At 63.7% G+C, this 23,268-nt stretch carries 17 protein-coding genes and 2 tRNA genes; 12 read left to right on the forward strand and 7 right to left on the reverse strand.

The features are described from left to right. The 3 genes from ACIQ2A_RS17775 to ACIQ2A_RS17785 form a co-directional block, all read right to left on the reverse strand. Positions 1 to 722, reverse strand: a 722-nt coding sequence (locus ACIQ2A_RS17775) for a class I SAM-dependent methyltransferase (RefSeq protein ID WP_398481626.1), incomplete at its 3' end; no start/stop codon positions are given. A gap of 43 nt (positions 723 to 765) precedes the next feature. Next, the gene (locus ACIQ2A_RS17780) at positions 766 to 1,602 is read right to left on the reverse strand and encodes a DUF1365 domain-containing protein (protein ID WP_398481628.1); all 837 of its coding nucleotides are present in this window, start codon (positions 1,600 to 1,602) and stop codon (positions 766 to 768) included. Positions 1,603 to 1,607: 5 nt separating this feature from the next. Continuing rightward, on the reverse strand, positions 1,608 to 2,921 hold the full coding sequence (locus tag ACIQ2A_RS17785) for an NAD(P)/FAD-dependent oxidoreductase (RefSeq protein WP_398481630.1): 1,314 nt from the start codon (positions 2,919 to 2,921) through the stop codon (positions 1,608 to 1,610). 477 nt (positions 2,922 to 3,398) lie between these two features. Here ACIQ2A_RS17785 and ACIQ2A_RS17790 point away from each other — a divergent pair, with 477 nt between their 5' ends. From ACIQ2A_RS17790 to ACIQ2A_RS17810, 5 genes are read left to right on the forward strand one after another with little or no spacing between them, the layout of a single operon-like run. Further along, positions 3,399 to 4,784, forward strand: coding sequence for an efflux transporter outer membrane subunit (locus tag ACIQ2A_RS17790; protein WP_398481664.1), 1,386 nt, complete (start codon positions 3,399 to 3,401; stop codon positions 4,782 to 4,784). Then, positions 4,774 to 6,165: an efflux RND transporter periplasmic adaptor subunit gene (locus tag ACIQ2A_RS17795; RefSeq protein WP_398481632.1), complete on the forward strand. Its 1,392-nt coding sequence runs from the start codon at positions 4,774 to 4,776 to the stop codon at positions 6,163 to 6,165. The genes ACIQ2A_RS17790 and ACIQ2A_RS17795 overlap by 11 nt, the downstream gene beginning before the upstream one ends. Before the next feature lie 57 nt (positions 6,166 to 6,222). Continuing rightward, entirely contained in the window at positions 6,223 to 9,354 is a 3,132-nt protein-coding gene (locus ACIQ2A_RS17800; protein ID WP_398481635.1) for an efflux RND transporter permease subunit, read from the forward strand. Then, positions 9,354 to 12,461: an efflux RND transporter permease subunit gene (locus ACIQ2A_RS17805; protein ID WP_398481637.1), complete on the forward strand. Its 3,108-nt coding sequence runs from the start codon at positions 9,354 to 9,356 to the stop codon at positions 12,459 to 12,461. Before ACIQ2A_RS17800 ends, ACIQ2A_RS17805 begins: the two co-directional genes overlap by 1 nt. 41 nt (positions 12,462 to 12,502) lie before the next feature. Further along, complete coding sequence (locus ACIQ2A_RS17810; RefSeq protein ID WP_398481639.1) at positions 12,503 to 13,231, forward strand: tRNA-uridine aminocarboxypropyltransferase; 729 nt, start codon at positions 12,503 to 12,505, stop codon at positions 13,229 to 13,231. Between the two features lie 63 nt (positions 13,232 to 13,294). Here the strand turns inward: ACIQ2A_RS17810 and ACIQ2A_RS17815 are convergent. From ACIQ2A_RS17815 to ACIQ2A_RS17825, 3 genes are all read right to left on the reverse strand, one after another. Then, a tRNA-Cys gene (locus ACIQ2A_RS17815) sits at positions 13,295 to 13,368 on the reverse strand. A gap of 106 nt (positions 13,369 to 13,474) precedes the next feature. Then, positions 13,475 to 13,654 carry a hypothetical protein gene (locus tag ACIQ2A_RS17820; RefSeq protein WP_398481641.1) on the reverse strand — a complete coding sequence of 60 codons (180 nt, stop codon included), beginning with the start codon at positions 13,652 to 13,654 and terminating at the stop codon, positions 13,475 to 13,477. A gap of 272 nt (positions 13,655 to 13,926) precedes the next feature. Then, entirely contained in the window at positions 13,927 to 14,115 is a 189-nt protein-coding gene (locus ACIQ2A_RS17825; RefSeq protein ID WP_398481643.1) for a hypothetical protein, read from the reverse strand. Between the two features lie 277 nt (positions 14,116 to 14,392). On the opposite strand from ACIQ2A_RS17825, the gene ACIQ2A_RS17830 reads away from it, so the two are divergent. The 5 genes from ACIQ2A_RS17830 (at position 14,393) to ACIQ2A_RS17850 (ending at position 20,926) form a co-directional block, all read left to right on the forward strand. Further along, positions 14,393 to 14,467 (forward strand) — tRNA-Asn (locus ACIQ2A_RS17830). Positions 14,468 to 14,631: 164 nt separating this feature from the next. Continuing rightward, positions 14,632 to 15,213 (forward strand): protein-L-isoaspartate O-methyltransferase, encoded by a 582-nt coding sequence (locus tag ACIQ2A_RS17835; protein ID WP_398481645.1) that lies wholly within the window; start codon positions 14,632 to 14,634, stop codon positions 15,211 to 15,213. Positions 15,214 to 15,478: 265 nt separating this feature from the next. Next, on the forward strand, positions 15,479 to 16,870 hold the full coding sequence (locus ACIQ2A_RS17840; protein ID WP_398481647.1) for a TolC family outer membrane protein: 1,392 nt from the start codon (positions 15,479 to 15,481) through the stop codon (positions 16,868 to 16,870). A gap of 299 nt (positions 16,871 to 17,169) precedes the next feature. After that, positions 17,170 to 17,889, forward strand: coding sequence for a PopZ family protein (locus tag ACIQ2A_RS17845; protein ID WP_398481649.1), 720 nt, complete (start codon positions 17,170 to 17,172; stop codon positions 17,887 to 17,889). 160 nt (positions 17,890 to 18,049) lie between these two features. Further along, positions 18,050 to 20,926, forward strand: a complete 2,877-nt coding sequence (locus ACIQ2A_RS17850; protein WP_398481667.1) for a valine--tRNA ligase — start codon at positions 18,050 to 18,052, stop codon at positions 20,924 to 20,926. Between the two features lie 152 nt (positions 20,927 to 21,078). Here the strand turns inward: ACIQ2A_RS17850 and ACIQ2A_RS17855 are convergent, their stop codons facing one another. Further along, entirely contained in the window at positions 21,079 to 21,678 is a 600-nt protein-coding gene (locus ACIQ2A_RS17855; protein WP_398481651.1) for a DNA-3-methyladenine glycosylase, read from the reverse strand. Positions 21,679 to 21,779: 101 nt separating this feature from the next. On the opposite strand from ACIQ2A_RS17855, the gene lipA reads away from it, so the two are divergent. Together lipA and ACIQ2A_RS17865 are read left to right on the forward strand one after the other, a co-directional pair. After that, positions 21,780 to 22,739: a lipoyl synthase gene (lipA, locus tag ACIQ2A_RS17860; protein WP_398481654.1), complete on the forward strand. Its 960-nt coding sequence runs from the start codon at positions 21,780 to 21,782 to the stop codon at positions 22,737 to 22,739. A 7-nt stretch (positions 22,740 to 22,746) separates the two neighbouring features. Next, entirely contained in the window at positions 22,747 to 23,208 is a 462-nt protein-coding gene (locus ACIQ2A_RS17865) for a type II toxin-antitoxin system RatA family toxin (RefSeq protein WP_398481656.1), read from the forward strand. The last annotated feature ends 60 nt before the right edge of the window (positions 23,209 to 23,268 follow it).

A 23,268-nucleotide genomic window follows, 5' to 3' on the forward strand; every position in this document is an offset into this window, starting at 1 on the left:
GCGATCCGCTTGCGGGCAAAGTCGCGCTGCTCGGTGCTGATGGTCAGGCCGACCACCTGCGCGTCGTAATGCTTGGCTGCATATTCCGCAAAGCCACCCCAGCCGCAGCCGATCTCCAGCACCTTCTGGCCGGGCTTGAGATCGATAGCTTCGGCGAGCCTGCGATATTTGTTGTGCTGGGCGGCGGTGAGGTCCTGCGTGCCGTCCTCGAAGATGGCCGAGGAATAGGTCATGCTCGGGTCGAGCCAGGCCGAATAGAACGCATTGCCGATATCGTAATGGGCAAAGATGTTCTTGCGCGCCTGCCGCTTGGTGTTGCGGTTGAACCAGTGCCGCACGACCTGCACCAGCCGCATCACCGGATTGTTGCCGAGCATCGACTGGATCAGGTCGTGATTGACGCAGAACAGATAGAGGAACTGGGTCAGGTCGGGCGTATCCCAGTCGCCATGCAGATAGGCTTCGGCAATGCCGATATCGCCGCCATTGATAAGGCGCTTGGCAAAGGCGTAACTATGCACCGTCATTTCGGCAGCCGGGCCGGGCTCCCGGCCGCCTAGTCGATAGCGCCGCCCATTGGGGAGCGTCACATCCAGCGTGCCGCGAGTGAGGTGGGCGCCGAAGCCAAGCGCCATCCGGACGATCCTGGGCAGGTCCGCCAGGATGCGGCCGGCATTTTCCGGAGTAACGCTCTCCGGCGCGTTGAAGGTGAGATCAGACATGTGCATCCGCCGTCATGATTTGCGTTGTGCGTCGCGAGAACGCTCAGCGTGCTGATGACTTTGCGGAAATATAAGCGCGGCTTTGTTCACTCGCCAAGCCGGTATTTGCTGCAGGCGCCTTCGGGCGAGGCACAAGTCGCGCACCTTTGATCCACAGCCGCAGCGCCTCCCAATGGATCGCTGCCATGATCTTGAAGGTCACGAGCGGCAGGCCGACGAACGAGCGCAGCAGCGCGCGTGACGTGAGCGCCGTGCGCCGGCCGTGGAAGGTCGCAGCCAGCAACGGACCTTCGCTGTCGGTTTCGAGAATGCGCAGCTTCACCTCGTCGGCTGGCGGCGAGACACGGAAATGATAGCGCATCGCCTTCTCGATGAAGGGGGAGACATAGAACAGCTTGTCCTGCACCTGGCGGATGCCGGCATCGGTCTGCTCACCATCCGCGATCGGCAGCACGTAAGAGTGGATGTCGCCAAAGGTGTTGCGCACTTCGTAGATGATCAGCGCGAGCGTGCCATCCGCATGATGGCAGAAATACACCGAGAGCGGATTGAAGGTGTAGCCGAGCAGGCGGGGATAGCAGAGCAGCTCGACGCGGCCACCGGTGAGATCGATGCCATGCGCCGCCGCGCAGCGTTGCGCATAGGCGCGCAGCGAGGAGCCATCGCGCTCACCATGATCTTTCTCGTGGAAGCTGTAGAGAGCTGCACGGTTGACGCCGAACAGGCGTGATGTGCGGTCCGCATCGTCGAGCCGGTCGAGGTCGATCAACAGGCTCATGACGCGATAGGTGAAGCGATGGCCCATGGGTTTCAGGCGCGCATGCATGACGTCGCCGAAATACAGCGCCGCCGGTGCCGTCGTCTTGGTGACCTCGCTCACGTCAGTTACTCCGCAGCTTCCGCCAATTCCGCCGGCGGCTCGCGCCAGGGCACGGTTGCGCCAAGCGCTTCCGCAACAGCAAGGCCGGAGCGCAGGCCGTCCTCGTGAAAGCCGTAGCCGGTCCAGGCGCCGCAAAACCAGGTGTGGCGCTGGCCCTGGATGGCGCCGAGCCGCTTCTGGGCCGCAAAAGCCTTGGCGTCATATTGTGGATGTTCGCACAGATAACGCCCGAATGTGAGATCCGGGTCCGGCGCGAAGGGCGGATTGAGGCTGACGAAAAGCGGCTTGTCCTCAGGCATGCCCTGCAGCTGGTTCATCCAGTAGGTCACCGCGACATCGTTCACATGACTGCCTTCGCGTTTCCAGCGCAGGAAATTCCACGACGCCCAGGCGTTGCGGCGCTTTGGCATCAACCGGGGATCGCGATGCAGATAGACGATGTTCGGTCCATAACCGATATCGCCGAGCACAGCGGTCTCGTCCGGGCTGGGATCGGACAGCAGCGCCAGCGCCTGGTCGCTATGGGTGGCGACGACGACGTGATCATAGAGTTCGTGATGGCCGAGGCTGTCATGCACCATGACGCCATGCGCACCGCGCTCGATGGAGGTCACAGCACAGCCGAGTCGCAGGTGATCGCCGAAAGCGGCCGTCAGTTTCTCCACATAACGCTTGCTGCCGCCTTTCACCGTTCGCCAGATCGGTCGGTCATATTGCAGCAGGCGATGATTGCTGAAGAAGGCGATGAAGTTTTCAGCCGGGAAGTCGAGGATCTGATCTGCGGGGGCCGACCAGATCGCGGCGCCCATCGGGGCGAGATAGTCGGTGAGGAGGCGCGGGGCGAATTTGCGCCAGCGGAAATAGTCGCCAAGCGTCATGTCGGCGAGCAGGCCGGCGTCACGATCCTTTACGCTCTGCTCGTTGAAGGTCAGGATGTCGCGCAGCATCCACAGATAGGACGGCGAGAACGCATTGCGTTTCTGTGCGAACAGGCCGCGCGCCGTATCCGCCCAGCTGTCGCCGCCGCCCTTCCATTCGAACCGCCCGGCATCGGCGCTGACGGCGAAGCTCATGCAGCTGTCCACGGTCTCGACGCCGAGATGGGCGAACAGCGCCGTCAGATCGGGATAATTGAGCTCGTTATAGACGATGAAGCCGATATCGACGGCGATCGGTGTGCCGTCATAATCGATGGTGACGGTATGGCTGTGGCCGCCGGGGCGCAATTCGCGATCATAGACCGTCACGGGATAGCGCTGCGACAATGCCCATGCCGCGGCATTGCCGGCTATTCCCGTTCCAATCACTGCGATGCGCATTCCAAAAGTCCCCTTGGGCGGTCAAATGATAGGGAAGCTACGGTAGGAATCGTCTCCGGGTTTCACCGGCGGAACGGGAAAGAGGAGGGGAGATTGGCGGCAGCAATGTCGGGACACATGAAATCTTCGTAAGGCAGGTGTGGCCGATATCGTCGGCGGAAATCCGATAGGTCAGAATAACGCGATAAAATCAGAGAAACTGTGCAAATGAGAGCGCTGGATACGACCCAACGCCCGAGCAAGCTTGCACGTTCCGACACGGAAGAACACTGTCCGCGACATGTTCGGGCGGCTACAATGGCTGCTCGTTTCATTGTCTTCGCATCACCCGGTGAACGTGTCGCAGTCAGTCGCCTTTTCCGTCTGGAATACCTGCATTTCGCGGGAATGCCGGCCTGTGGCCGCCGGGTGGCGGCAGTGAGCGCTTCGCTCTCGCGAATCACAGGTCGCGCTCTCGCGGCATTTGCCGTGGCTGCCATGTCTGGCGGTTGCATGCTGACCTCCGATATTCCGAACCCGGCGCTGGATATTCCGCCCGCTTACCAGGAAGCCCGCACCGCCAGGCCCGATGCTGCGACGCCGTCGCTGGACTGGTGGCGTGGCTTCCGTTCCGCTGAGCTGACCCAGCTGATGGAGGAGGCGCAGACCGTCAACCTGGACATTGCCGCGGCCGTCGCGCGAATCAGGCAGGCGGATGCGCAGTCCCGGATCACCGGCGCGGCCCTGCTGCCGACGCTCAGTGCTGGCGGGCAAGAGACCTATTCGCGGACATCGGGGTCGAGTGCCAGCGGGTTGTCGATCAGCGGCCGCGAAGTAACGAATTTCTCCGCCTCGCTGTCGGCGAGCTATCAGCTCGATTTCTGGGGCAAGAACCGGGATGCCGCGCTGGCCGCTGAGGAAACCGCGAATGCCAGCCGGTTCGACCGTGAGACCGTGGCGCTGACAACGCTGGCGGCAGTCGCCAATGCCTATTTCCAGGTGCTCACCTCGCAGGACCGCATCCGCACCGCCGAGCGCAACATCGCCAGCGCGCAGCGAATCCTCGATGCCATCAAGCAGCGCTTCAGCGCGGGCACAGGCAACGAACTCGATGTCGCCCAGCAGGAAAGCGTCCTCGCCAATCAGCGCGCTGCCGTGCCGACGCTGCGGACCACACTGGCGCAGAACGCCAATGCGCTGGCGACCCTGGTGTCGCGTCCGCCGGAAAGCGTCCGCGTGGCGGGCGGCTCGCTCAACAATATCGCCGCGCCAAAAGTGACGCCGGGCATTCCGTCGGATCTGTTGACCCAGCGGCCGGACATCCGTCGCCAGGAATCGCGATTGGCCTCGGCCACCGCCAATGTCGGCAGCGCCCGCGCGCAGTTCTTCCCGACCATCTCGCTGACCGGATCGGGCGGCTATCAGAGTTCGGCGCTGGTGGCGCTGTTCAATCCGAACGCGGCCTTTTTCAGCCTGGTCGGCGGCCTGACCCAGCCGATCTTCGATGGCGGCGTCATCAAGGGTAATTTCGAGCTGACCCAGGCGCAGCAGGACGAGTTGCTGCAGACCTATCGCAAGACGGTCGTCTCTGCCTTTGCCGACGTGGATAATGCGCTGGTGGCGATCCGTCAGACCACCGAACGGCTGCGGTTGCAGCGCGAGGTGGTTCGCGCTTCGCGGCGGGCCTTCGAGCTGTCCGAGCAGCAATTGCGCGCCGGAACCGCTGACATCGTAACTGTGCTAAACACCCAGCTGACGCTGTTCCAGGCCGAGGACACCCTGTCCCAGGCGCAACTGGCGCGGCTGCAGGCCTTTGTCAGCTTGTATCAGGCGCTGGGGGGCGGCTGGGAACCGAAAATGGAAAGACCGGTCAATGCTCTTTAAGCCGGATATGAAAGCCGCGAGCGACGGCGTGACCAAGGTTGCCGGCAAGGCGCGCCGCCGCACGGTCTCGATCGCCGTGACGCTGCTGATCCTGGGCGGCCTCGGCTATATCGGCTGGCGCGCGATGCAGACGCAGCAGGGCGGCGGGGATCAGCGCCGTGGCGGCTTCCGGCCGGACATGATGACCGTGCCGGTGCTGGCGGCGACGCCCGAGATCAAGGACGTGCCGGTCTATCTCGACGGTGTCGGCGCCGTGCGCGCGCTCAACAATGTCACCGTGCGCGCGCAGGTCGATGGCAAGCTGATCAAGGTCAATTTCAAGGAAGGTCAGGACGTCAAGGCCGGCGACGTGCTCGGCGAGATCGACCCTGTGCTGTTCAAGGCGCTGTATGATCAGGCCGTCGCCAAGAAGGCCCAGGACGAGGCGACGCTCGCCAATGCCCGGCTCGACCTGATCCGCTACGAGCAGCTGGCGCAATCCAATGCCGGCTCCAAGCAGCAGGCCGATACCCAGCGCTCGCTGGTGGCGCAGCAGGAAGCACTGGTGAAGTCCGATCAGGCCGCGATCGACAATGCAGGCGCGACGCTGAGCTATACCAAGATCATCGCGCCGTTGTCCGGCCGCGCCGGCCTGCGTCAGGTCGATCAGGGCAACATCATCCGCTCGTCCGACACGACCGGCCTTGTGGTGATCACGCAGCTGCAGCCGATCGCCGTGCTGTTCAGCCTGCCGCAGCAGCAGATCACGCGCGCCAATGCCGCCGCTGCCAAGGGTACGCTGTCCGTGGATGTGTTCGGCAATGACGGGGTGACGGTGATCGACACCGGCACGCTCACCGGCATCGATAATCAGGTCGACCAGACCACCGGCACCGTGAAGGTGAAGGCCGAATTCCCCAATCCGACCTATCAGCTGTGGCCCGGCCAGTTCGTCAATGTCCGCCTCAAGGTCGAGACGTTGAAGGACGCCATGGTGGTGCCGACCTCGGCCGTGCAGCGTGGCCCGGCCGGCACGTTCAGCTATGTGATCGGCGAGGGCGACATCGCCAAGGCGGTACCGATCACGGTGACGCAGCAGAACGAAACCTCGGCCGTCATCGCCAAGGGGCTGTCGGCGAGCGACCGCGTGGTCACCACCGGTTTCGCCAATCTGTCCGATGGCGCCAAGGTCAGCGTCGGCACCAATACCGGCGAGCCCGCGGCCGATCTGGCGCCGCGCAGCAAGCGTGGCGGCAGCAAGGGCGGCGATGCCGGCGAGCGCCGCGGCAAGCGCGGCGAAGGGCAGCAACGCGGTTCTGACGGCAATCCCTCCGCGCCGATGGGCCAGACGCCGCCGGCGGCCGGTTCCGGCAGCGCGCCGCAGGGAGCGAAACAACCATGATCGCCGACACCATGGATCGTCGCGCCTGATGGCGCGGACAGCAGCGAGCGCACAGGTATGAGCGTCTCCGAACCCTTCATCCGCCGGCCTGTCGCGACATCCCTGATCGGGGTGGCGCTGCTGATCGGCGGCATGCTCGGCTATTTCTCGCTGCCGATCTCGGCGCTGCCGCAGGTCGATTTTCCGACCGTGCAGGTCTCGACGCAGCTTCCGGGCGCCAGTCCGGAGGTCACGGCGTCGCTGATCACGGCGCCGCTGGAACGCCAGCTCGGCCAGATCCCGTCACTGGTGTCGATGACCTCGACGAGCTCCTACGGCGTCAGCCAGATCTCGCTGCAATTCGATCTCAACCGCGACATCGACGGCGCCACGCAGGACGTGCAGGCGGCCATCAATGCGGCGGCCGGCGTGTTGCCGCGCAACCTGCCTTATCCGCCGGTCTACAACAAAGTGAACCCGGCCGACGCGCCCGTCATGACGCTGGCGCTGACGTCGGACACCATCGCGCTGCGTGCGATGAGCGACCTGTCCGACACGCTGTTGTCGCAGCGCCTCAGCCAGATCACCGGCGTCGGCAAGGTCGGCGTGCTCGGCGGCCTGAAGCCCGCGGTGCGCGTCCAGGCCGATCTCGCCCGGCTCGCTGCCTATGGCATCTCGATGGAAGACCTGCGCACCGCAATTGCCGGCGCCAATGTCTCCGGGCCCAAGGGCTCCCTCGACGGACCGCAACAGGCCTATACGATCGCCGCCAACGACCAGATCGCCGTGGCTGACGCCTATAAGCCCATCATCATCGCCTATCGCAATGGTTCGCCAGTCACCATCGGCGATGTCGCGCAGATCGTCGATGGGCTCGAGAATGACCGCACGGGCGGCTGGTACCAGGGCACACCCGCCGTCATCATCGAAATCCAGCGGCAGCCCGGCGCCAATGTGATCGAGGTCGTTCGCCAGATCCGCGAGGAAATCCCCAAGGTCCAGCGCCTGATGCCGGCCGGCGTCAAGCTGACCATCGTCAGCGACCGCACCGTGACGATCCGCGCCTCCGTGCATGATGTGCAGTTTACCCTGGTGCTGGCCGTCATCCTCGTGACGCTGGTGGTGCTGCTGTTCCTGCGCTCGCTGCGCGCCACGCTGATTGCCGGCGTCGCCTTGCCGCTGTCGCTGATCACGTCTTTCGGCGTGATGTATTTCGCCGGCTTCAGCCTCGACAATCTCTCGCTGATGGCGCTGACCATCGGCACCGGCTTTGTCGTGGACGATGCCATCGTCATGATCGAGAACATCGTCCGCCATATGGAGGAGGGCGAGAGCCCGATGGACGCGGCGCTGAAAGGTGCCAGCGAAATCGGCTTCACCGTGATCTCGCTGACGGTGTCGCTGATTGCCGTGTTCATCCCGCTGCTGTTCATGTCCGGCCTTGTCGGCCGCATGTTCCGGGAATTCGCGCTGACCCTGACAATTGCGGTGGTGATGTCCGCTGTGGTGTCGCTCACGCTGACGCCGATGATGTGTTCGCGGCTTCTGAAGAACATGCACGACGAATGGCAGGTGCCCGGCCTCGCCACGATCAGCCGCGGCATCGATGCCATGGTGGCGTTCTATCACCGCACGCTGCTGTGGGTGATGAAGCATCAGCCGGCGACGCTGGTGGTGACCTTCATCACCATCGCTGCCACGCTCGGACTGTATGTGATCGCGCCGAAAGGCTTCCTGCCATTGCAGGATACGGCCTCCATCACCGCGGTGACGGAAGCGGGGCCGGATGTGTCCTTTGCCGAGATGCAGAACCGGCAGAACGCCGTGGCTGCGATCATTCAGGTCGATCCGGACGTGGTTGGCGTGATCTCGGTGATCGGTGGCGGTTCGGTCAATCCGACCACCAATGTCGGCCGCATGGTGATGACGCTGAAGCCGCTCGGCGAGCGCAAGGACAATATCGTCAAGGTCATCGCACGGCTGAAGGAGCGCGTGGCCGACGTGCCAGGCATGACCGTTTATTTCCAGCCGGTGCAGGACATCCAGATCAGCACCGCGTCCAGCCGCTCGCAATATCAGTATACGCTGACCGGCACGGACGCCAACGAAGTCACCGCGTGGTCGCAGCGCCTGGTCAAGGAGTTGCGCAGCGATCCGATGTTCCGCGACGTGTCCTCGGAAGCCGCGACCGGCGGGTTGCGTGCCTCGCTCGATATCGACCGTCAGCGGGCAGGGCAGCTCGGTATCAGCCTGCAATCGATCAACGACACGCTGAACGATGCCTTCGCGCAGCGCCAGATTTCGACCATCTACGGCCAGTCGAACCAGTATCGCGTCGTGCTCGAGGCATTGCCGTCGCAGCAGCGTGATCCGGAAGTTCTGTCGAAGCTCTATCTGCCCGGCGCCAGCAACGGGACCACCAATGCGCAGGTGCCGCTGTCGGCTGTCGCCACCCTGACGCGGACGACGGCGCCACTGGCGATCTCGCATCAGGCCCAGTTCCCGGCGATCTCGCTGAGCTTCAACCTCGCGCCGAACGAGGCCCTTGGTGATGCCGTCGAGGAAGTGAAGAAGATCGAGACGCGGATCGGCATGCCGACCAGCATTGTCGGCGGATTCTCGGGCGATGCCGCTGAATTCTCCAAGTCGCTGGCAGGCCAGCCCTGGCTGATCCTCGCTGCGATCGTCACGATCTATATCGTGCTCGGCGTGCTTTATGAGAGCTACATCCACCCGATCACCATTCTGTCGACGCTGCCATCCGCCGGCGTCGGCGCCATTCTCGCGCTGATGCTGTGCGGGGAAGACCTGTCGGTGATCGGCTTGATCGGCATCATTCTGTTGATGGGCATCGTCAAGAAGAACGCCATCATGATGATCGACTTCGCCCTCGACGCCGAGCGCGAGCGTGGCATGGCGCCGGAGGCGGCGATCATCGAAGCCTGTCTGCTGCGCTTCCGCCCGATCATGATGACCACGCTGGCGGCGCTGTTCGGTGCCTTGCCGCTGGCGCTGGAGAGCGGCACCGGCTCCGAGCTGCGCTTTCCGCTCGGCGTTTCCATCATTGGCGGCCTGATCGTGAGCCAGGTGCTGACGCTCTATACGACGCCGGTGATCTATCTCGCGCTTGACCGCATCAGCTGGCGTTTTGCGCGGCGCACGCCCGCCGCGCGCAATCCGGGTGCGGCCGGGGCAGGAGGGCCGCCCTAGTGGCGATCTCGATCTCCGAGCCCTTCATCCGCCGGCCGGTCGGCACCACGCTGCTGGCGCTCGGCCTGTGCCTGATCGGTCTCGTGGCCTATCGCTTCCTGCCGGTGGCATCGACGCCGAATGTCGATTTCCCCATGATCATGGTGGCAGCATCGCGCCCCGGCGCAGATCCCGCCATCATGGCATCCACCGTCGCGGCACCTCTGGAACGCCGGCTCGGGATCATTGCGGGGCTCGAGCAGATCACCTCGACGAGTTCGCTCGGCTCGACCCGCATCATGATGCAATTCGCCATCAGCCGCGACGCCGACCGTGCGGCGCGTGACGTGCAGGCGGCGATCAATGCCGCAGCTGCCGACCTGCCGACCGACCTGCCGTCGCAGCCGACCTTCCGCAAGGCCAATCCGTCCGCCACGCCGGTCTTCATTCTCGCGCTGACCTCGAAGACGATGTCGGCCTCCGCGATCTATGACGTCGCCGACACCGTGCTCGTCCAGCGCCTGTCCCAGGTGCCCGGCGTCGGCGAGGTGACGGCCAGCGGCGCCGACCAGCCGGCCGTGCGGATCCAGCTCAATCCGGTTGCGCTGTCCAATGCCGGCATCTCGACCGAGGATGTCCGTACCGCGATCGTCAATGCCAATCCGCTCGGCCCCGTCGGCATCTTCCAGGGATCACGCCAGAGCGAGACGCTGTCGATCAATCCGCAGATGCGCACCGCGGACGAGTTTCGCGAGATCATCATCAAGAGCGACAATGGCAATTATCTGCGCCTGTCCGACGTCGCCGATGTTCAGGATGCCACGCGCAACAATCGCCAGGCTGCCTTCTTCAACAAGCAGCCGGCGGTGCTGATCCAGATCACCAAGCAGGGCAATGCCAATGTCATCGACACCGTCGATCGTGTGAAGGCACTGATCCCGGATCTCAAGCAGTGGATCCCCGCCGGCATCGACGTCTCGGTGCTCAACGATCGCACCGGCACCATCCGCGCCTCCGTCGAGGACATGGAGTGGACACTGCTCGCCACGGCATTCCTGGTGATGGCCGTGGTGTTCCTGTTCGTCCGCCGTGGCGTGCCGACCATTGCCGCCGGTGTATCGGTGCCGCTCGCGATCGCCGGCACGCTGGGCGGCATGTGGCTGGTCGGGTTCTCGATCAACAATCTGTCGCTGATGGCGCTGGCGATCTCCGTCGGCTTCGTCGTCGATGACGCCATCGTCATGATCGAGAACATGTACCGCAATCTGGAAGCCGGCATGACGCCGATGCAGGCAGCGAGTGAGGGCGCCCGCCAGATCGGCTTCACCGTCGTGTCCATCAGCCTGTCGCTGATCGCGGCCTTCATTCCGCTGCTGTTCATGGATGGTCTGGTCGGCCGCCTGCTGCGCGAATTCTCGCTGACCCTGACCTTCTCCATCGTGGTCTCGACCATCGTATCGCTCACGGTGACGCCGATGATCTGCGCGCAGTATATCCGCGCCGGCCACGCGCTGCGCCAGACGCGCTTCGATCGCATTGTCGAAGGCGCGCTGTCGCGCATCATCGCCGCCTATGAGCGGACGCTGCATGTGGTGCTGGAATTCCCGTTTCTCACGCTGCTGGTGTTCTTCGCGACCATCGCGCTGACCATGGTGCTCTACGTCAAGACGCCGAAGGGCTTCTTCCCGGATGATGACAGCGGCTTCGTGATCGGCTCCACGCGCGCCTCCGCCGATGTCTCGTTCCAGGCGATGCTGCCGCTGCAACAGCAGGTAATGGATATCGTGCTGGCCGATCCCGCCGTGCGCAGCGTCGGCTCATCGCTCGGCGGCTCCGGAGGACCGGGTGGCGGCGGCGCCAATCGCGGCACCATGTTCATTGCGCTCAAACCGCCGGCTGAGCGCGACGGCGCGACGACGGATGACGTCATCAATCGCCTGCGGCCCAAGCTGAGCGCGCTGCCGGGCATCCGCCTGTTCATGTTCGCCGCGCAGGACCTGCGGGCAGGCGGGCGACAGAGCGACTCCAACTATCAATACACGCTGACCTCCAGCAATCTCGAACTCCTGCAGAAATGGGCGCCGCTGGTGTCGAAACGGCTGGAAACCGTTCCGGGCGTCACCGATGTGTCCAGCGATCGCGATCCCGGCGGCCTGCAATTGACGCTGAAGATCGACCGCAAGCTCGCCTCCAGCCTCGGCGTCGATGTGGCCGACATCGACAGCGCGCTCAACAACGCCTTCTCGCAACGGCAGATCTCGACCATCTATACCCAGCGCAACCAGTACAAGGTGGTGCTGGAGACTGGCCGCCAATTCCAGAACGACCCCGCCGATCTCGACCGCATCTATGTGCCCGGCACGGGTGGCGCGCAGGTGCCGCTCTCGGCCATCGTCAAGGTGACGCGCACGCTGTCGCCGCTTGCGGTCTATCACTCGCAGTCGATGCCATCGACCACGGTGTCCTTCAACCTGATGCCCGGCGTGCAGCTGGATTCCGTGACCGGCGCGGTGCAGCGCGCCGTCGATGAACTGCACATGCCCGAAGGCATCCGCGGCGGCTTCGACGGCAGTGCCGGCGACTTCCAGAAGACGGCCAACCGCCAGGTTCTGCTGATCCTTGGTGCGCTCATCACCATGTATATCGTGCTTGGCGTGCTCTATGAGAGCCTGGTGCACCCACTGACGATCATCTCCACGCTGCCGCCGGCGGGGCTGGGCGCCTTGCTGGCGCTGCAGATCACCAACACGCCGCTGACGGTGATCGCCTTCATCGGCATCATCCTGCTGATCGGCATCGTCAAGAAGAACGGCATCATGCTCGTCGATTTTGCCCTCGACGCCGAGCGGCATCGCGGCCTGACGCCGGCCGATGCGATTTTCGAGGCCTGCCGCGCGCGGTTTCGCCCGATCCTGATGACCTCGCTGGCTGCCGCCTTTGCCGCGATCCCGCTGGTGATTGCGACCGGTCCCGGCACCGAGATGCGCCGGCCCCTCGGCATCACCATCATCGGTGGCCTGTTCGTGTCGCAGATCCTGACGCTCTACACGACGCCCGTGATCTATCTGCTGATCGACCGGCTGCGAAACAGGTACCGGCCGCAGCCGCATCCGGTACCGGCTGAGTAGCCGATGGTTGAAGCCGGGGCGTCCGCGGCGTATAGCGGGCAATGTCCAGCACAAATGACCTTTCGCCCGAGATCGTCGAGATCCCGGAATGCCCGCATTGCCAGAAGCCGATGCCGCTCTGCATCTGCGACAGCATCGAGCCCATCGATAACAAGATCGGCCTCCTGATCCTGCAGCACCCGCAGGAGCAGGACCGCGCGCTGGGCACCGCCCGCGTCGCCGCCCAGCATTTCACCAATTCGGAGGTCAAGGTCGGCCTGTCCTGGCCGAGCCTGTCCAAGATCCTCGGCCATAATGTCGATCCCGCCCGCTGGGGGATCCTCTATCTCGGCTCCGCCAAGGTGGCTGACTACGACACCGATCTCGAAATCCTCGCCATCGACCGCAAGGCCGAGGCCGAACTGAACCAGAAGTCGCTGCTGAGGGACCTCGAAGGCGTGATCCTGCTGGATGGCACCTGGAGCCAGGCCAAGGCGCTGTGGTGGCGCAATGCCTGGATGCTGAAATGCCAGCGCATCATCCTCGGCCCCGCCGCGCCGTCGCTCTATGGCAAGCTGCGCAAGGAACCGCGCAAGGATGGGCTCTCGACCATCGAGGCAGCGGGCATGCTGCTGTCAGCGCTGGAGAAGCGGCCGAAGATCGCCGAGACGCTCAATGCGAGTTTCGAGCGGATGCTGGCGCGCTATCGCGAGGTGCAGGCCGAAATCCCGGAACTGGCCCCCAAGGCCAAAAAGCGCGACTGGCGCCTCCGCGGCAGCAAGAAGAAATGACCGGGCAGGGCGCACGCCCGTCCGGATGTCGTCAATTCTGATCTAAACGCTTGATTGGATTGATGGAGGCCACGTCGGGAATCGAACCCGAATAAACGGTTTTGCAGACCGGCGCGTAACCATTCCGCCACATGGCCCCATAACGGGTTAGTTACAGACCGTTCGCCGGCAAAGCAATGGCCGGCTTCAATCTTTCACGCGGGTTCCCACATGACCCGCGTAAACGTCTTGTCGAGACGCGCCTCAGCAGGAGGCGTGCCAGCCGTCCGGAAACGGAATGTGCGGCCAGGTGCCTTCATTGTCGTTGGCAGCGGTCGGAATCGGCGCGAGAAACAGCATCTGGCTGCGGAAATCGTCTTCGATCTCGGCTTCGATCTCGGTCCGCACGGCTTCCAGAATGTAGTCGAACTCGGCTTCGCTCATGGTCAAACTCCCTGTCTTGCGGGCAATTTGACGAAAAGCTTTTGTGGTCACGTTGAACGGATCGCTCAAATTGTATCGATCCACCGCGCAGGGCCGCGATGGTTGCCGGAGCGTTACGACGACCGACGCAATTTGCAGGAGATCGTCGGCGGACAAGGCAGGATAGATACGGCGGGCAGTCGGACGCATACGCAAGCTTCAATCACGCGAATCTACTCGGCTCCGGCCTCCTGCCGGAGCGCGGTGGCTGGATGTTCAGGGGCGAAAGGCGATCAGATCTCGATCGGCACGGCAAGGCGGCCGATCAGCAGCGCGACCTCGTCGAGATGATCGTCATCTTCGTGCGCACGATCATGCGTCTTCACGGCGGCAGCGAGTCGGGACACGCATTCGTCGTCGCTGATCAGGGGCAGGGAGTGGATGTCGGTCGGAAGCGCGCGGTCGGTGTGCAGGGCGGGCATGAATCACCTCGTTTCGATTCTGGACTGGGCTCGACGTCAAGACCTCAAACTTTGCGATGCAATAAGTCGAAAAGGCGACAAATAGATCCGAAACGACGGATCAATTCGTCCCGAAAATCGATGCAAGAAGGGCGCCAGCCCCCGAAATATCGCGTGTTTCCGAGCGTTTGCACGAGTTTTCCCCGGCCGTGACGATGAGATGAAACATTCCGCATTTCCCGCTTTCCAAGCCGGGATCGCTTTGTTATACGCTGCCGCACGCGACAAGATCGCGTTTTCCCTGGTAGCTCAGCGGTAGAGCATTCGACTGTTAATCGAATGGTCGCTGGTTCGAATCCAGCCCGGGGAGCCAACCATTCTTTTCCCAAAATCGATGCTGCCAGACCGCCCCATGCGCCTTCGCTTGCGCAGCAACTGTGCTTTTCCGCATCTTGCCCGCGGCACTGTGTTGCCGTAATTCCTCAGCTTCGAGACCTTCTAGACTCAGCCAATTCTCGACTTAGCCAAGGGATTGCCATGTCCGACTTCTCCGCCGCCCGCCAGAAAATGGTCGATGGCCAGGTGCGTCCGAGCGACGTCACCGATCTGCGCATCATCGACGCCATGCTGTCGGTGGCCCGTGAGGAGTATGTGCCGGCCAATCTGCGCCCGATGGCCTATCTCGACCTCGATCTGGATCTCGGCACGGCCGGCGAGGCCAAGCGCTTCCTGATCAAGCCGGTGGTGCTGGCCAAGATGCTGCAGGCCGCCGAATTGAAGGGCACCGACAAGGTGCTCGTGGTCGGCTGCCCGAGCGGCTATTCCGCCGCCGTGATCGGCCAGATCGCAGGCTCCGTGACCAATGCGGGGACCGAAGGCGCCGCCGCGAGCGGCCCGTATGACGTCATCGTGATGGCGGGCGCCACCGAAGTCGCCCCCACCGGCCTCTATGGCCAGCTGGCCCCCGGCGGCAAGCTGCTCGGCGTGTTCGCCCAGACCAAGCCGCAGCGCGCCACCATGGTCACCCATTCCCACGACGATTTCGGCAGCCGCCCGCTGTTCGACGCGGTGGCGCCGGTGCTGCCGGGTCTGGAGCGGAAGGCCGAATTCGTCTTCTGAGGCCGCCGCCGCCACGCCGGTTGAACGAGACGCCCCGCGGGTCACCCGTGGGGCTTTTTCGTCGCCTGCCTAGGAACCTGACCTGCGAATGCAAGTGTGGCTTGTATGTCCCATCGGCCAAGTTTCCACCGCGATCTTGCCACGGGAGGTTCCGTCTCGCGCGTGCGAGTAATATGGTGAGTGGAGACTCGCTAACGGATTTCGCCTGTCTGGCGCAGTGAAGCTGTGCCTTGGATAGGTGAGTGGCAAGAATGGATTACCAAGAATGGGCCGCGTAAAAGTTTCCACCGGCGCTGCTGTTGCGGCCTTGTTGCTGTCGCTCGCCGGCACGACCCCGAGCCTCGCCGACACGATCGAAGCGGCCCTGGTCCGCGCCTATCAAAACAATCCGCAGCTCAACGCACAGCGTGCATCGGTGCGCGCCACCGACGAGAACGTGCCGCAGGCGTTGTCCGGTTATCGCCCGAAGGTCGCGATCACTGCGAGCGGCGGCTATCAATATACGGACGCTGTCAGCGTCGTCGGCGGCAACGTGATCGCGCTGCACGGCGTGCAGGTGCCGCGCGCGGTTGGTGCGACCATCAACCAGACGCTCTACAACGGTAATCAGACGGCGAACCGCACCCGCGCTGCCGAAGGCCAGGTGTCCGCTGCGCGCGAAGGCCTTCGCGTGCTCGAACAGACGGTGATGCTGTCGGCCGCCACGATCTACATGGACTATCTGCGCGACTCGGCTGTGGTCGAAGTGCAGAAGAGCAATGTCCGCGTGCTCGAACAGACGCTGAAGCAGACCCGCGATCGCTTCAATGTCGGTGAAGTCACCCGTACGGACGTGGCGCAGTCGGAAGCCCAGCTCGCTGCCGGCCGCACGCAGCTGCTCACCGCCGAATCGAACCTCACCACGACGCGTTCGAACTTCCGCCGCATCATCGGCAATGAGCCGAATGCCTTGCAGGCCGGTTCTCCCGTCGATCGCTATCTGCCGAACTCGTTGCCGACTGCCGTGGATCTCGGCCTTGTCGAGAACCCCAACGTCACCGCCGCGATGTATGGCATTGATGTCAGCTTCCTCAATGTGAAGGTCAATGAAGGCGCGCTGTTCCCGACGGTGTCGCTGCAGGCCAGCATCCAGCAGGGCTGGGACCAGTCGATCACCGCGCCGCGCGGCCTGACCGCGGCCGGCATCGCGCAGGTGTCGATTCCGGTCTATCAGGGCGGTGCCGAATATTCGCTGATCCGCCAGTCCAAGGAAACGCTGGCGCAGCAGCGCCTGGCGCTCGAGCAGGTGCGCGACCAGACCCGCGCCAGCGTCGTGCAGGCCTGGGGCCAGTTGCTAGCGGGCAGGGCGCAGGTCGCCTCGGCGCAGGCGCAGGTGCAGGCATCGGAAATCGCGCTGAACGGCGTGCGTGAAGAAGCCAAGGCCGGCCAGCGCACCACGCTCGACGTGTTGAACGCGCAGCAGGCGCTGGTGAATGCGCGCGTGGCACTCGTCACCGCGCAGCATGATCGCGTCGTCGCGTCCTATGCCGTGCTGAACGCCGTCGGTCGTCTGTCGCCGACGGTGATGAAGCTCAACACCAATGTCTATGATCCGAGCGTGCACTATCATCAGGTGCGCGATAGCTGGGCTGGCGTTCGCACGCCGGATGGCCGCTGAGCCGTTCGGTACTTGAATCATACCATCTGCTTCAAAGGGCCGCCGCAAAGCGGCCCTTTCGCTTTTCGCCTTTGCTTGCAATCATTTGATGCAATGACGTACCGTTCAACGACGTAGCAGCGCGATTCGGAACGCATCAGTGCGTGAAGGTTGCGACGGCTAGTGGTGAGGCGTCGCTTGATCTGGGGACAAGTCAGGCTTGCGCGATGAATGGTCTGCCCGGCACGGCCGGGCGCCGCGAAATTCAGCCTCGTCTGGTGTAGGATAGTGACGAGAGCTTAGACGATGCGGAGTCGGACATGACGCAACCTGCAAAGGTCCAGGAACCCTCCATGGAGGAGATTCTGGCGTCGATCCGTCGCATCATCGCGGATGATGAAGCAAAGCCTGTCGAAGCAGCACCTGCTCCAGCGCCCGCTGCACCGCCGCCGAAGCCGGCTGTCGTTGCCAGCGCGCCGCCACCGGCCCCGAAGCCCGTTCCCGCCCCCCCGCCAAAACCAGTCGAGAAAGCGCCCGAGCCTGCTGTGAGCAACAGCCAAGACGATATCGACGCGATGCTTGCGAGTCTCGATGCGGTCACTTCCGAACCCGAGGTCCGTGCCGCGCCGCCGGTCGAGGACGTATTTGAACTCACCGACGAGATGGTGGTGGCGGAAGAGCCGGAGCCGGCCTTCCGGCATGTGGAGCCCGCCGACGATCTCGAATTCGCTGAAGCCGTCGCGGCCAGTGCGCCACCACAGCCGCGCTTCGATCCGCCAGCCTATGATGCGCCGCTGCGTGGACAGCCGGCAGCCGCGGCACCGCCGATGATGTCGCAGACGACCGCGTCGGCCGTGGAATCCGCGTTCAATTCGCTCGCCAATACCGTGCTGAGCAACAATGCCCGCACGCTGGAGGATCTCGTCAAGGAGATGCTGCGGCCGATGCTGAAATCCTGGCTCGATGACAATCTGCCGGGTCTGGTGGAGCGCGTCGTCAAGGCGGAGATCGAGCGCGTCTCGCGCGGCGGCGGGCGTTAGGCGCCGTTAGCCGTTTCAGGCGGAAACGGGCCTTCGTTTGGCCCATTCCGGGCTTATATACCGGCCATCTGTTGACTTGCGCCTGTGCTGCGGCTTTCTAGCCGCAGGCACATTCATGGCCGTTTTTGCGGCCGAACACTCCTGATTGATTGCATCCGTCATGATCGAAAAGACCTATCAGCCCGCCGATATCGAAGCCCGCATTGCGGCGGCGTGGGAGAGCGAAGGCGCGTTCAAGGCCGGCCGGCCGGAGCGTCAGGACGCCGAGCCCTATACGATCGTGATCCCGCCGCCGAACGTCACCGGCTCGCTGCATATGGGCCACGCCCTCAACAACACGCTGCAGGACGTGCTGTGCCGCTTCGAGCGCATGCGCGGCCGTGACGTGCTGTGGCAGCCGGGCACCGACCATGCCGGCATCGCGACCCAGATGGTGGTCGAGCGACAGTTGATGGAACGCAAGGAGCCAGGCCGTCGCGAGATGGGCCGTGAAGCTTTCCTCGAGCGCGTCTGGAAATGGAAGGCCGAGAGCGGCGGCACCATCGTCAATCAGCTGAAGCGCCTCGGCGCGTCCTGCGACTGGTCGCGCGAACGCTTCACCATGGACGAGGGCCTCTCCGAGGCCGTCATCAAGGTCTTCGTGCAGCTCTATCGCGAGGGCCTGATCTACAAGGACAAGCGTCTCGTCAACTGGGACCCGAAACTGCTGACCGCGATCTCCGATCTCGAAGTGCAGCAGGTCGAGGTCAAGGGCAATCTCTGGCATCTGCGCTATCCGATCGAGGGGAAGACCTTCAATCCGGAAGATCCGACGAGCTTCATCGTCGTCGCCACCACGCGTCCGGAAACGATGCTGGGCGACAGCGGCGTCGCCGTGAATCCAGCCGACGAGCGTTACATCCATCTGATCGGCAAGAATGTCGTGCTGCCCCTGGTCGGCCGCCTGATCCCGATCGTCGGCGATGAATATTCCGATCCCGAAAAGGGCTCGGGCGCGGTGAAGATCACGCCTGCACATGACTTCAACGATTTCGAAGTCGGCAACCGCCACGGCCTCGCGCGCATCAGCATTCTCGATATCGAAGGCAAGCTCGCGCTCGCCGACAACGAGGACTACGCACGCGGCCTGCCGGAAGGCGCCTCGCAACTGATCGAGGAACTCCACGGCATGGAGCGCTTCGCCGCGCGCAAAGCGATCGTGCAGCGGCTCGACGATTTCGGCTTCCTCGAAAAGATCGAGCCGAACGTCCACATGGTCCCGCATGGCGACCGTTCGAATGTCGTCATCGAGCCGTTCCTCACCGACCAGTGGTATGTCGACGCCAAGACCATGGCCCAGCCGGCGATCGCCGCGGTGCGCACCGGCGCCACCGAATTCGTGCCGAAGAACTGGGAAAAGACCTATTACGAGTGGATGGAGAACATCCAGCCCTGGTGCATCTCGCGCCAGCTCTGGTGGGGCCATCAGATCCCGGCCTGGTACGGCCCGGATGGCAAGGTGTTCGTCGCCGAGACCGAGGACGAGGCCGTCGGCCATGCGCTCGGCTATTATGTCGAGCAGGAGCACATCACGGCAGAGCAGGGCCGCGAGATGGCGCTCGATCCTGCCAAGCGCGAAGGCTTCATCACGCGCGACGAAGACGTGCTCGACACCTGGTTCTCGTCGGCGCTGTGGCCGTTCTCGACGCTCGGCTGGCCGCAGACCGATGTCGATGTGAACCGCTATTACCCGACCAATGTCCTCGTCACCGGCTTCGACATCATCTTCTTCTGGGTCGCCCGCATGATGATGATGGGCATGCACTTCAAGAAGGACGTGCCGTTCCCGACCGTCTACATCCACGCCCTCGTCCGCGACGAGAAGGGCGCCAAGATGTCGAAGTCGAAGGGCAACGTCATCGACCCGCTCAACCTGATCGACCAGTTCGGCGCGGATGCACTGCGCTTCACGCTGGCCGCCATGGCCGCGCAGGGCCGCGACATCAAGCTCGCGACCTCACGCGTCGAAGGCTATCGCAACTTTGCGACCAAGCTCTGGAATGCGAGCCGCTTCGCCGAGATGAACGAGTGCGTGCTGCCGGCCGGATTCGATCCGACCGCGGCAAAGGAAGTGCTCAATCGCTGGATCGCGCATGAAACCGTCAAGGCCACGCGCGAAGTCACCGAAGCGATCGAAGCCTATCGCTTCAACGACGCGGCCGGTGCGGCCTATCGCTTTGTCTGGAACGTGTATTGCGACTGGTATCTCGAACTCGCAAAGCCCTTCATGATGGGCGAGGACGGCCCGGCCAAGGCCGAGACCCGCGCCATGGTCGCCTGGGCGCGCGACGAAATCCTCAAACTGCTGCATCCGTTCATGCCCTTCATCACCGAAGAGCTGTGGGCGGTCACTGCGCCGCGTGACGGTCTGCTCGCATTGGCGCCCTGGTCGCGCAAGGCGACGGGTATCACGCGTGAGCAGGAAGCACTGATCGTCGCGACCGCGGCGAGCGATCCGATCGTCGCGCCGATCCTGCTCGCCGATCCCGCACCCGCCGCAGCTGATTTCACCGACGATGCTGCCGAAGCCGAGATCGGCTGGGTCGTCGATCTCATCACCGCCGTGCGCTCGCTGCGCGCCGAGATGAATATCGTGCCGGCCACGCTGACGCCGCTGGTGCTGGTCGCGGCGTCCGCCGAGATGCAGGCGCGGGCGCAGCGCTGGAGCGACGTCATCAAGCGCCTCGCGCGCATCGACAACATCACCTTCGCCGACAAGGCGCCGGAAGGCACCGTGCAGCTCATCGTCCGCGGCGAAGTCGCCGGCCTGCCGCTGAAAGGCTTGATCGACGTCGCGGCCGAACAGGCGCGGCTCGAGAAGGAGCTCGTCAAGGCTGAAGGCGACATCAAGCGCGCGGACGCGAAGCTGTCGAACGAGAAGTTCGTGGCGAATGCGGCGGAAGAGGTCGTCGAGGAAGAACGCGAAAAGCGCGCCGCTGCCGAAGGCCGCAAGGCCAAGGTGCTGGAAGCGCTGGAGCGGTTGAAGACGATGTCGTAAGGCGCGGACGTAAACTCTTGCTGTCATCCCCGCCTAGCACGCCGAAGGCGTGCGCGGAGCGGGGATCCAGTAGACACCGGCGGCAGTGATCAACGCGCTGCAAGTGTCTACTGGATCGCCCGGTCAAGCCGGGCGAAGACAGCGGGGACGGGCTACTTCGCAAACGGCTTGCTCAAATACTTCGACCCCCGCGCGCCGTAACGCCAGGGCAACTCCACCGCCTTGCTGATCCCGATCCGGATGCCGGCCACGACATCCGGCATCTCCGTCCGCGCAAACATCTCGATCGGCGGCTTGTCCAGCGCGAGCCCGTTATGCGCGAGCCCGATGCCCAGCGCCTGGCACAGCCGGCCGGGGCCGGAGCACAGCAGCCGCTCGTCCTCCAGCCCGCGCCGGGCACGCATCTCATCCAGCCCGAATGTCGGCTGCAGCGCACGGATCAGCACCGCGCTGGCCGAGCCTTCCCCCTCGCACACGGCATTCACGCAAAACACCTGGTGGATGCGATACACATAGGCAAAGCCCGCCGGACCGAACATGATCCGGTTCCGCGGCGTCGGCCCGTTGAAGGAATGCGCGGCCGGGTCGGTGTGATGATAGGCCTCCACCTCCACGATCACCCCGCCGACGCCGTCCAGCAGCAGGGTTGCGCCGATCAGATCCGGCGCCACATCATGGACACTGCGATCAAAGAATTTGCGATTCAGTGCTTTGCCCAATTTGTGGGTGGTTTGGTCAGGTTTTCGGGCCATTCTCACACGATATGCTTGGATGCAGGGCGGGGCCGGGCGAGCGCGGGTTGCGAGCGGGCGCCCGGCGGATTACCTAGGGCATTGCACAGAACGGACAATTCATGGTCACCGTCCTCGATACCGTATCATCGTCGCAAATCCGCCCGCGTCACCCTGAAAAGGTGAATCGGCCCGACAATTTTTCGCCGCAGAAGCCGGACTGGATCCGCGTGCGTGCGCCGACCAGTCGTGGCTATGGCGATACCCGCAAGATCGTCAAGGAAAACGGCCTCGTCACCGTGTGCGAGGAGGCCGGCTGCCCGAATATCGGCGAGTGCTGGCAGAAGAAGCACGCCACCTTCATGATCATGGGCGACACCTGCACCCGCGCCTGTGCGTTCTGCAACGTCAAGACCGGCATGCCGAATGCGCTCGATGCGAACGAGCCTGCACATGTCGCTGAAGCCGTGCGCAAGCTGGGCCTCGAACACGTGGTCATCACCTCGGTGGACCGCGATGACCTCGCCGATGGCGGCGCCGATCATTTCGCGCAGGTCATCCGCGCCATTCGTGCGGCGTGCCCGACGACGACCATCGAAATCCTGACGCCCGACTTTTTGCGCAAACCGGGCGCGCTTGAAGTGGTCGTCGCCGCGAAGCCTGACGTGTTCAACCACAATCTGGAAACCGTGCCGTCGCGCTATCTCACGGTCCGCCCCGGCGCGCGCTACTTCCATTCGCTGCGCCTGCTGCAGCGGGTGAAGGAGCTCGATCCCACCATCTTCACGAAGTCGGGCATCATGGTCGGCCTCGGCGAGGAGCGGCCTGAAGTGCTGCAGGTGATGGACGACATGCGCTCGGCTGAGATCGACTTCCTCACCATCGGCCAGTACCTGCAGCCGACGCGCAAGCATCACGTGGTGTCGCGTTACGTGACGCCCGATGAATTCGCAGGCTATGAGAAGGTCGCCTACACCAAGGGCTTCCTCATGGTGTCGGCGTCGCCGCTGACGCGGTCGTCGCATCATGCCGGCGAGGATTTTGCCAAGCTGAAGGCAGCGCGCGAAGCCATCGCCCGCTGATTGATCGATGCCGAGATTTGCCAATAAGCGCCGCGTGCGCCACAGCGCACCGCAGATGTTCGACCTCGTGGCCGATGTCGAGCGCTATCCGGAATTCGTGCCGCTCTGCAAGGCCCTGAAAGTGCGGCAACGCACGCAGAATGACGACGGCACCGAAGTCATCGTTGCCGACATGACCGTGTCGTTCAAGCTGGTGCAGGAGAGTTTTACGAGCAAGGTCACGCTCGATCGGGCCAACCTGAAAATCCTGGTCGAATATCTGCGTGGCCCGTTCAGCAATCTCGAGAATCGCTGGACGTTCGAGCCGAAGACCGAGACCGAATGCGATGTCGGCTTCTTCATCAACTACGAATTCAAGAGCCGCATGCTGGCGCTGCTGATGGGCTCGATGTTCGACGCGGCATTCCAGCGCTTTGCCGCGGCGTTCGAGAAGCGTGCGGATGAGGTGTATCGGGCGCGCCCTGCTTAACTCCGCCCCTCATGGTGAGGAGGCGCGCAGCGCCGTCTCGAACCATGAGCTGGCCTGGCT

The sequence above is a fragment of the Tardiphaga sp. genome, assembly GCF_044336785.1.
Classification (GTDB): Bacteria; Pseudomonadota; Alphaproteobacteria; order Rhizobiales; family Xanthobacteraceae; genus Tardiphaga.

Coding starts and splice junctions, on each gene's coding strand:
- ACIQ2A_RS17795 (WP_398481632.1), top strand. CDS start 4,774: ATGCTCTTTAAGCCGGATATGAAAGCCGCGAGCGACGGCGTGACCAAG.
- ACIQ2A_RS17840 (WP_398481647.1), top strand. CDS start 15,479: ATGGGCCGCGTAAAAGTTTCCACCGGCGCTGCTGTTGCGGCCTTGTTG.
- ACIQ2A_RS17800 (WP_398481635.1), top strand. CDS start 6,223: ATGAGCGTCTCCGAACCCTTCATCCGCCGGCCTGTCGCGACATCCCTG.
- ACIQ2A_RS17785 (WP_398481630.1), bottom strand. CDS start 2,921: ATGCGCATCGCAGTGATTGGAACGGGAATAGCCGGCAATGCCGCGGCA.
- ACIQ2A_RS17865 (WP_398481656.1), top strand. CDS start 22,747: ATGCCGAGATTTGCCAATAAGCGCCGCGTGCGCCACAGCGCACCGCAG.
- lipA (WP_398481654.1), top strand. CDS start 21,780: ATGGTCACCGTCCTCGATACCGTATCATCGTCGCAAATCCGCCCGCGT.
- ACIQ2A_RS17835 (WP_398481645.1), top strand. CDS start 14,632: ATGTCCGACTTCTCCGCCGCCCGCCAGAAAATGGTCGATGGCCAGGTG.
- ACIQ2A_RS17825 (WP_398481643.1), bottom strand. CDS start 14,115: ATGCCCGCCCTGCACACCGACCGCGCGCTTCCGACCGACATCCACTCC.
- ACIQ2A_RS17810 (WP_398481639.1), top strand. CDS start 12,503: ATGTCCAGCACAAATGACCTTTCGCCCGAGATCGTCGAGATCCCGGAA.
- ACIQ2A_RS17855 (WP_398481651.1), bottom strand. CDS start 21,678: ATGGCCCGAAAACCTGACCAAACCACCCACAAATTGGGCAAAGCACTG.
- ACIQ2A_RS17790 (WP_398481664.1), top strand. CDS start 3,399: ATGTCTGGCGGTTGCATGCTGACCTCCGATATTCCGAACCCGGCGCTG.
- ACIQ2A_RS17850 (WP_398481667.1), top strand. CDS start 18,050: ATGATCGAAAAGACCTATCAGCCCGCCGATATCGAAGCCCGCATTGCG.
- ACIQ2A_RS17820 (WP_398481641.1), bottom strand. CDS start 13,654: ATGAGCGAAGCCGAGTTCGACTACATTCTGGAAGCCGTGCGGACCGAG.
- ACIQ2A_RS17845 (WP_398481649.1), top strand. CDS start 17,170: ATGACGCAACCTGCAAAGGTCCAGGAACCCTCCATGGAGGAGATTCTG.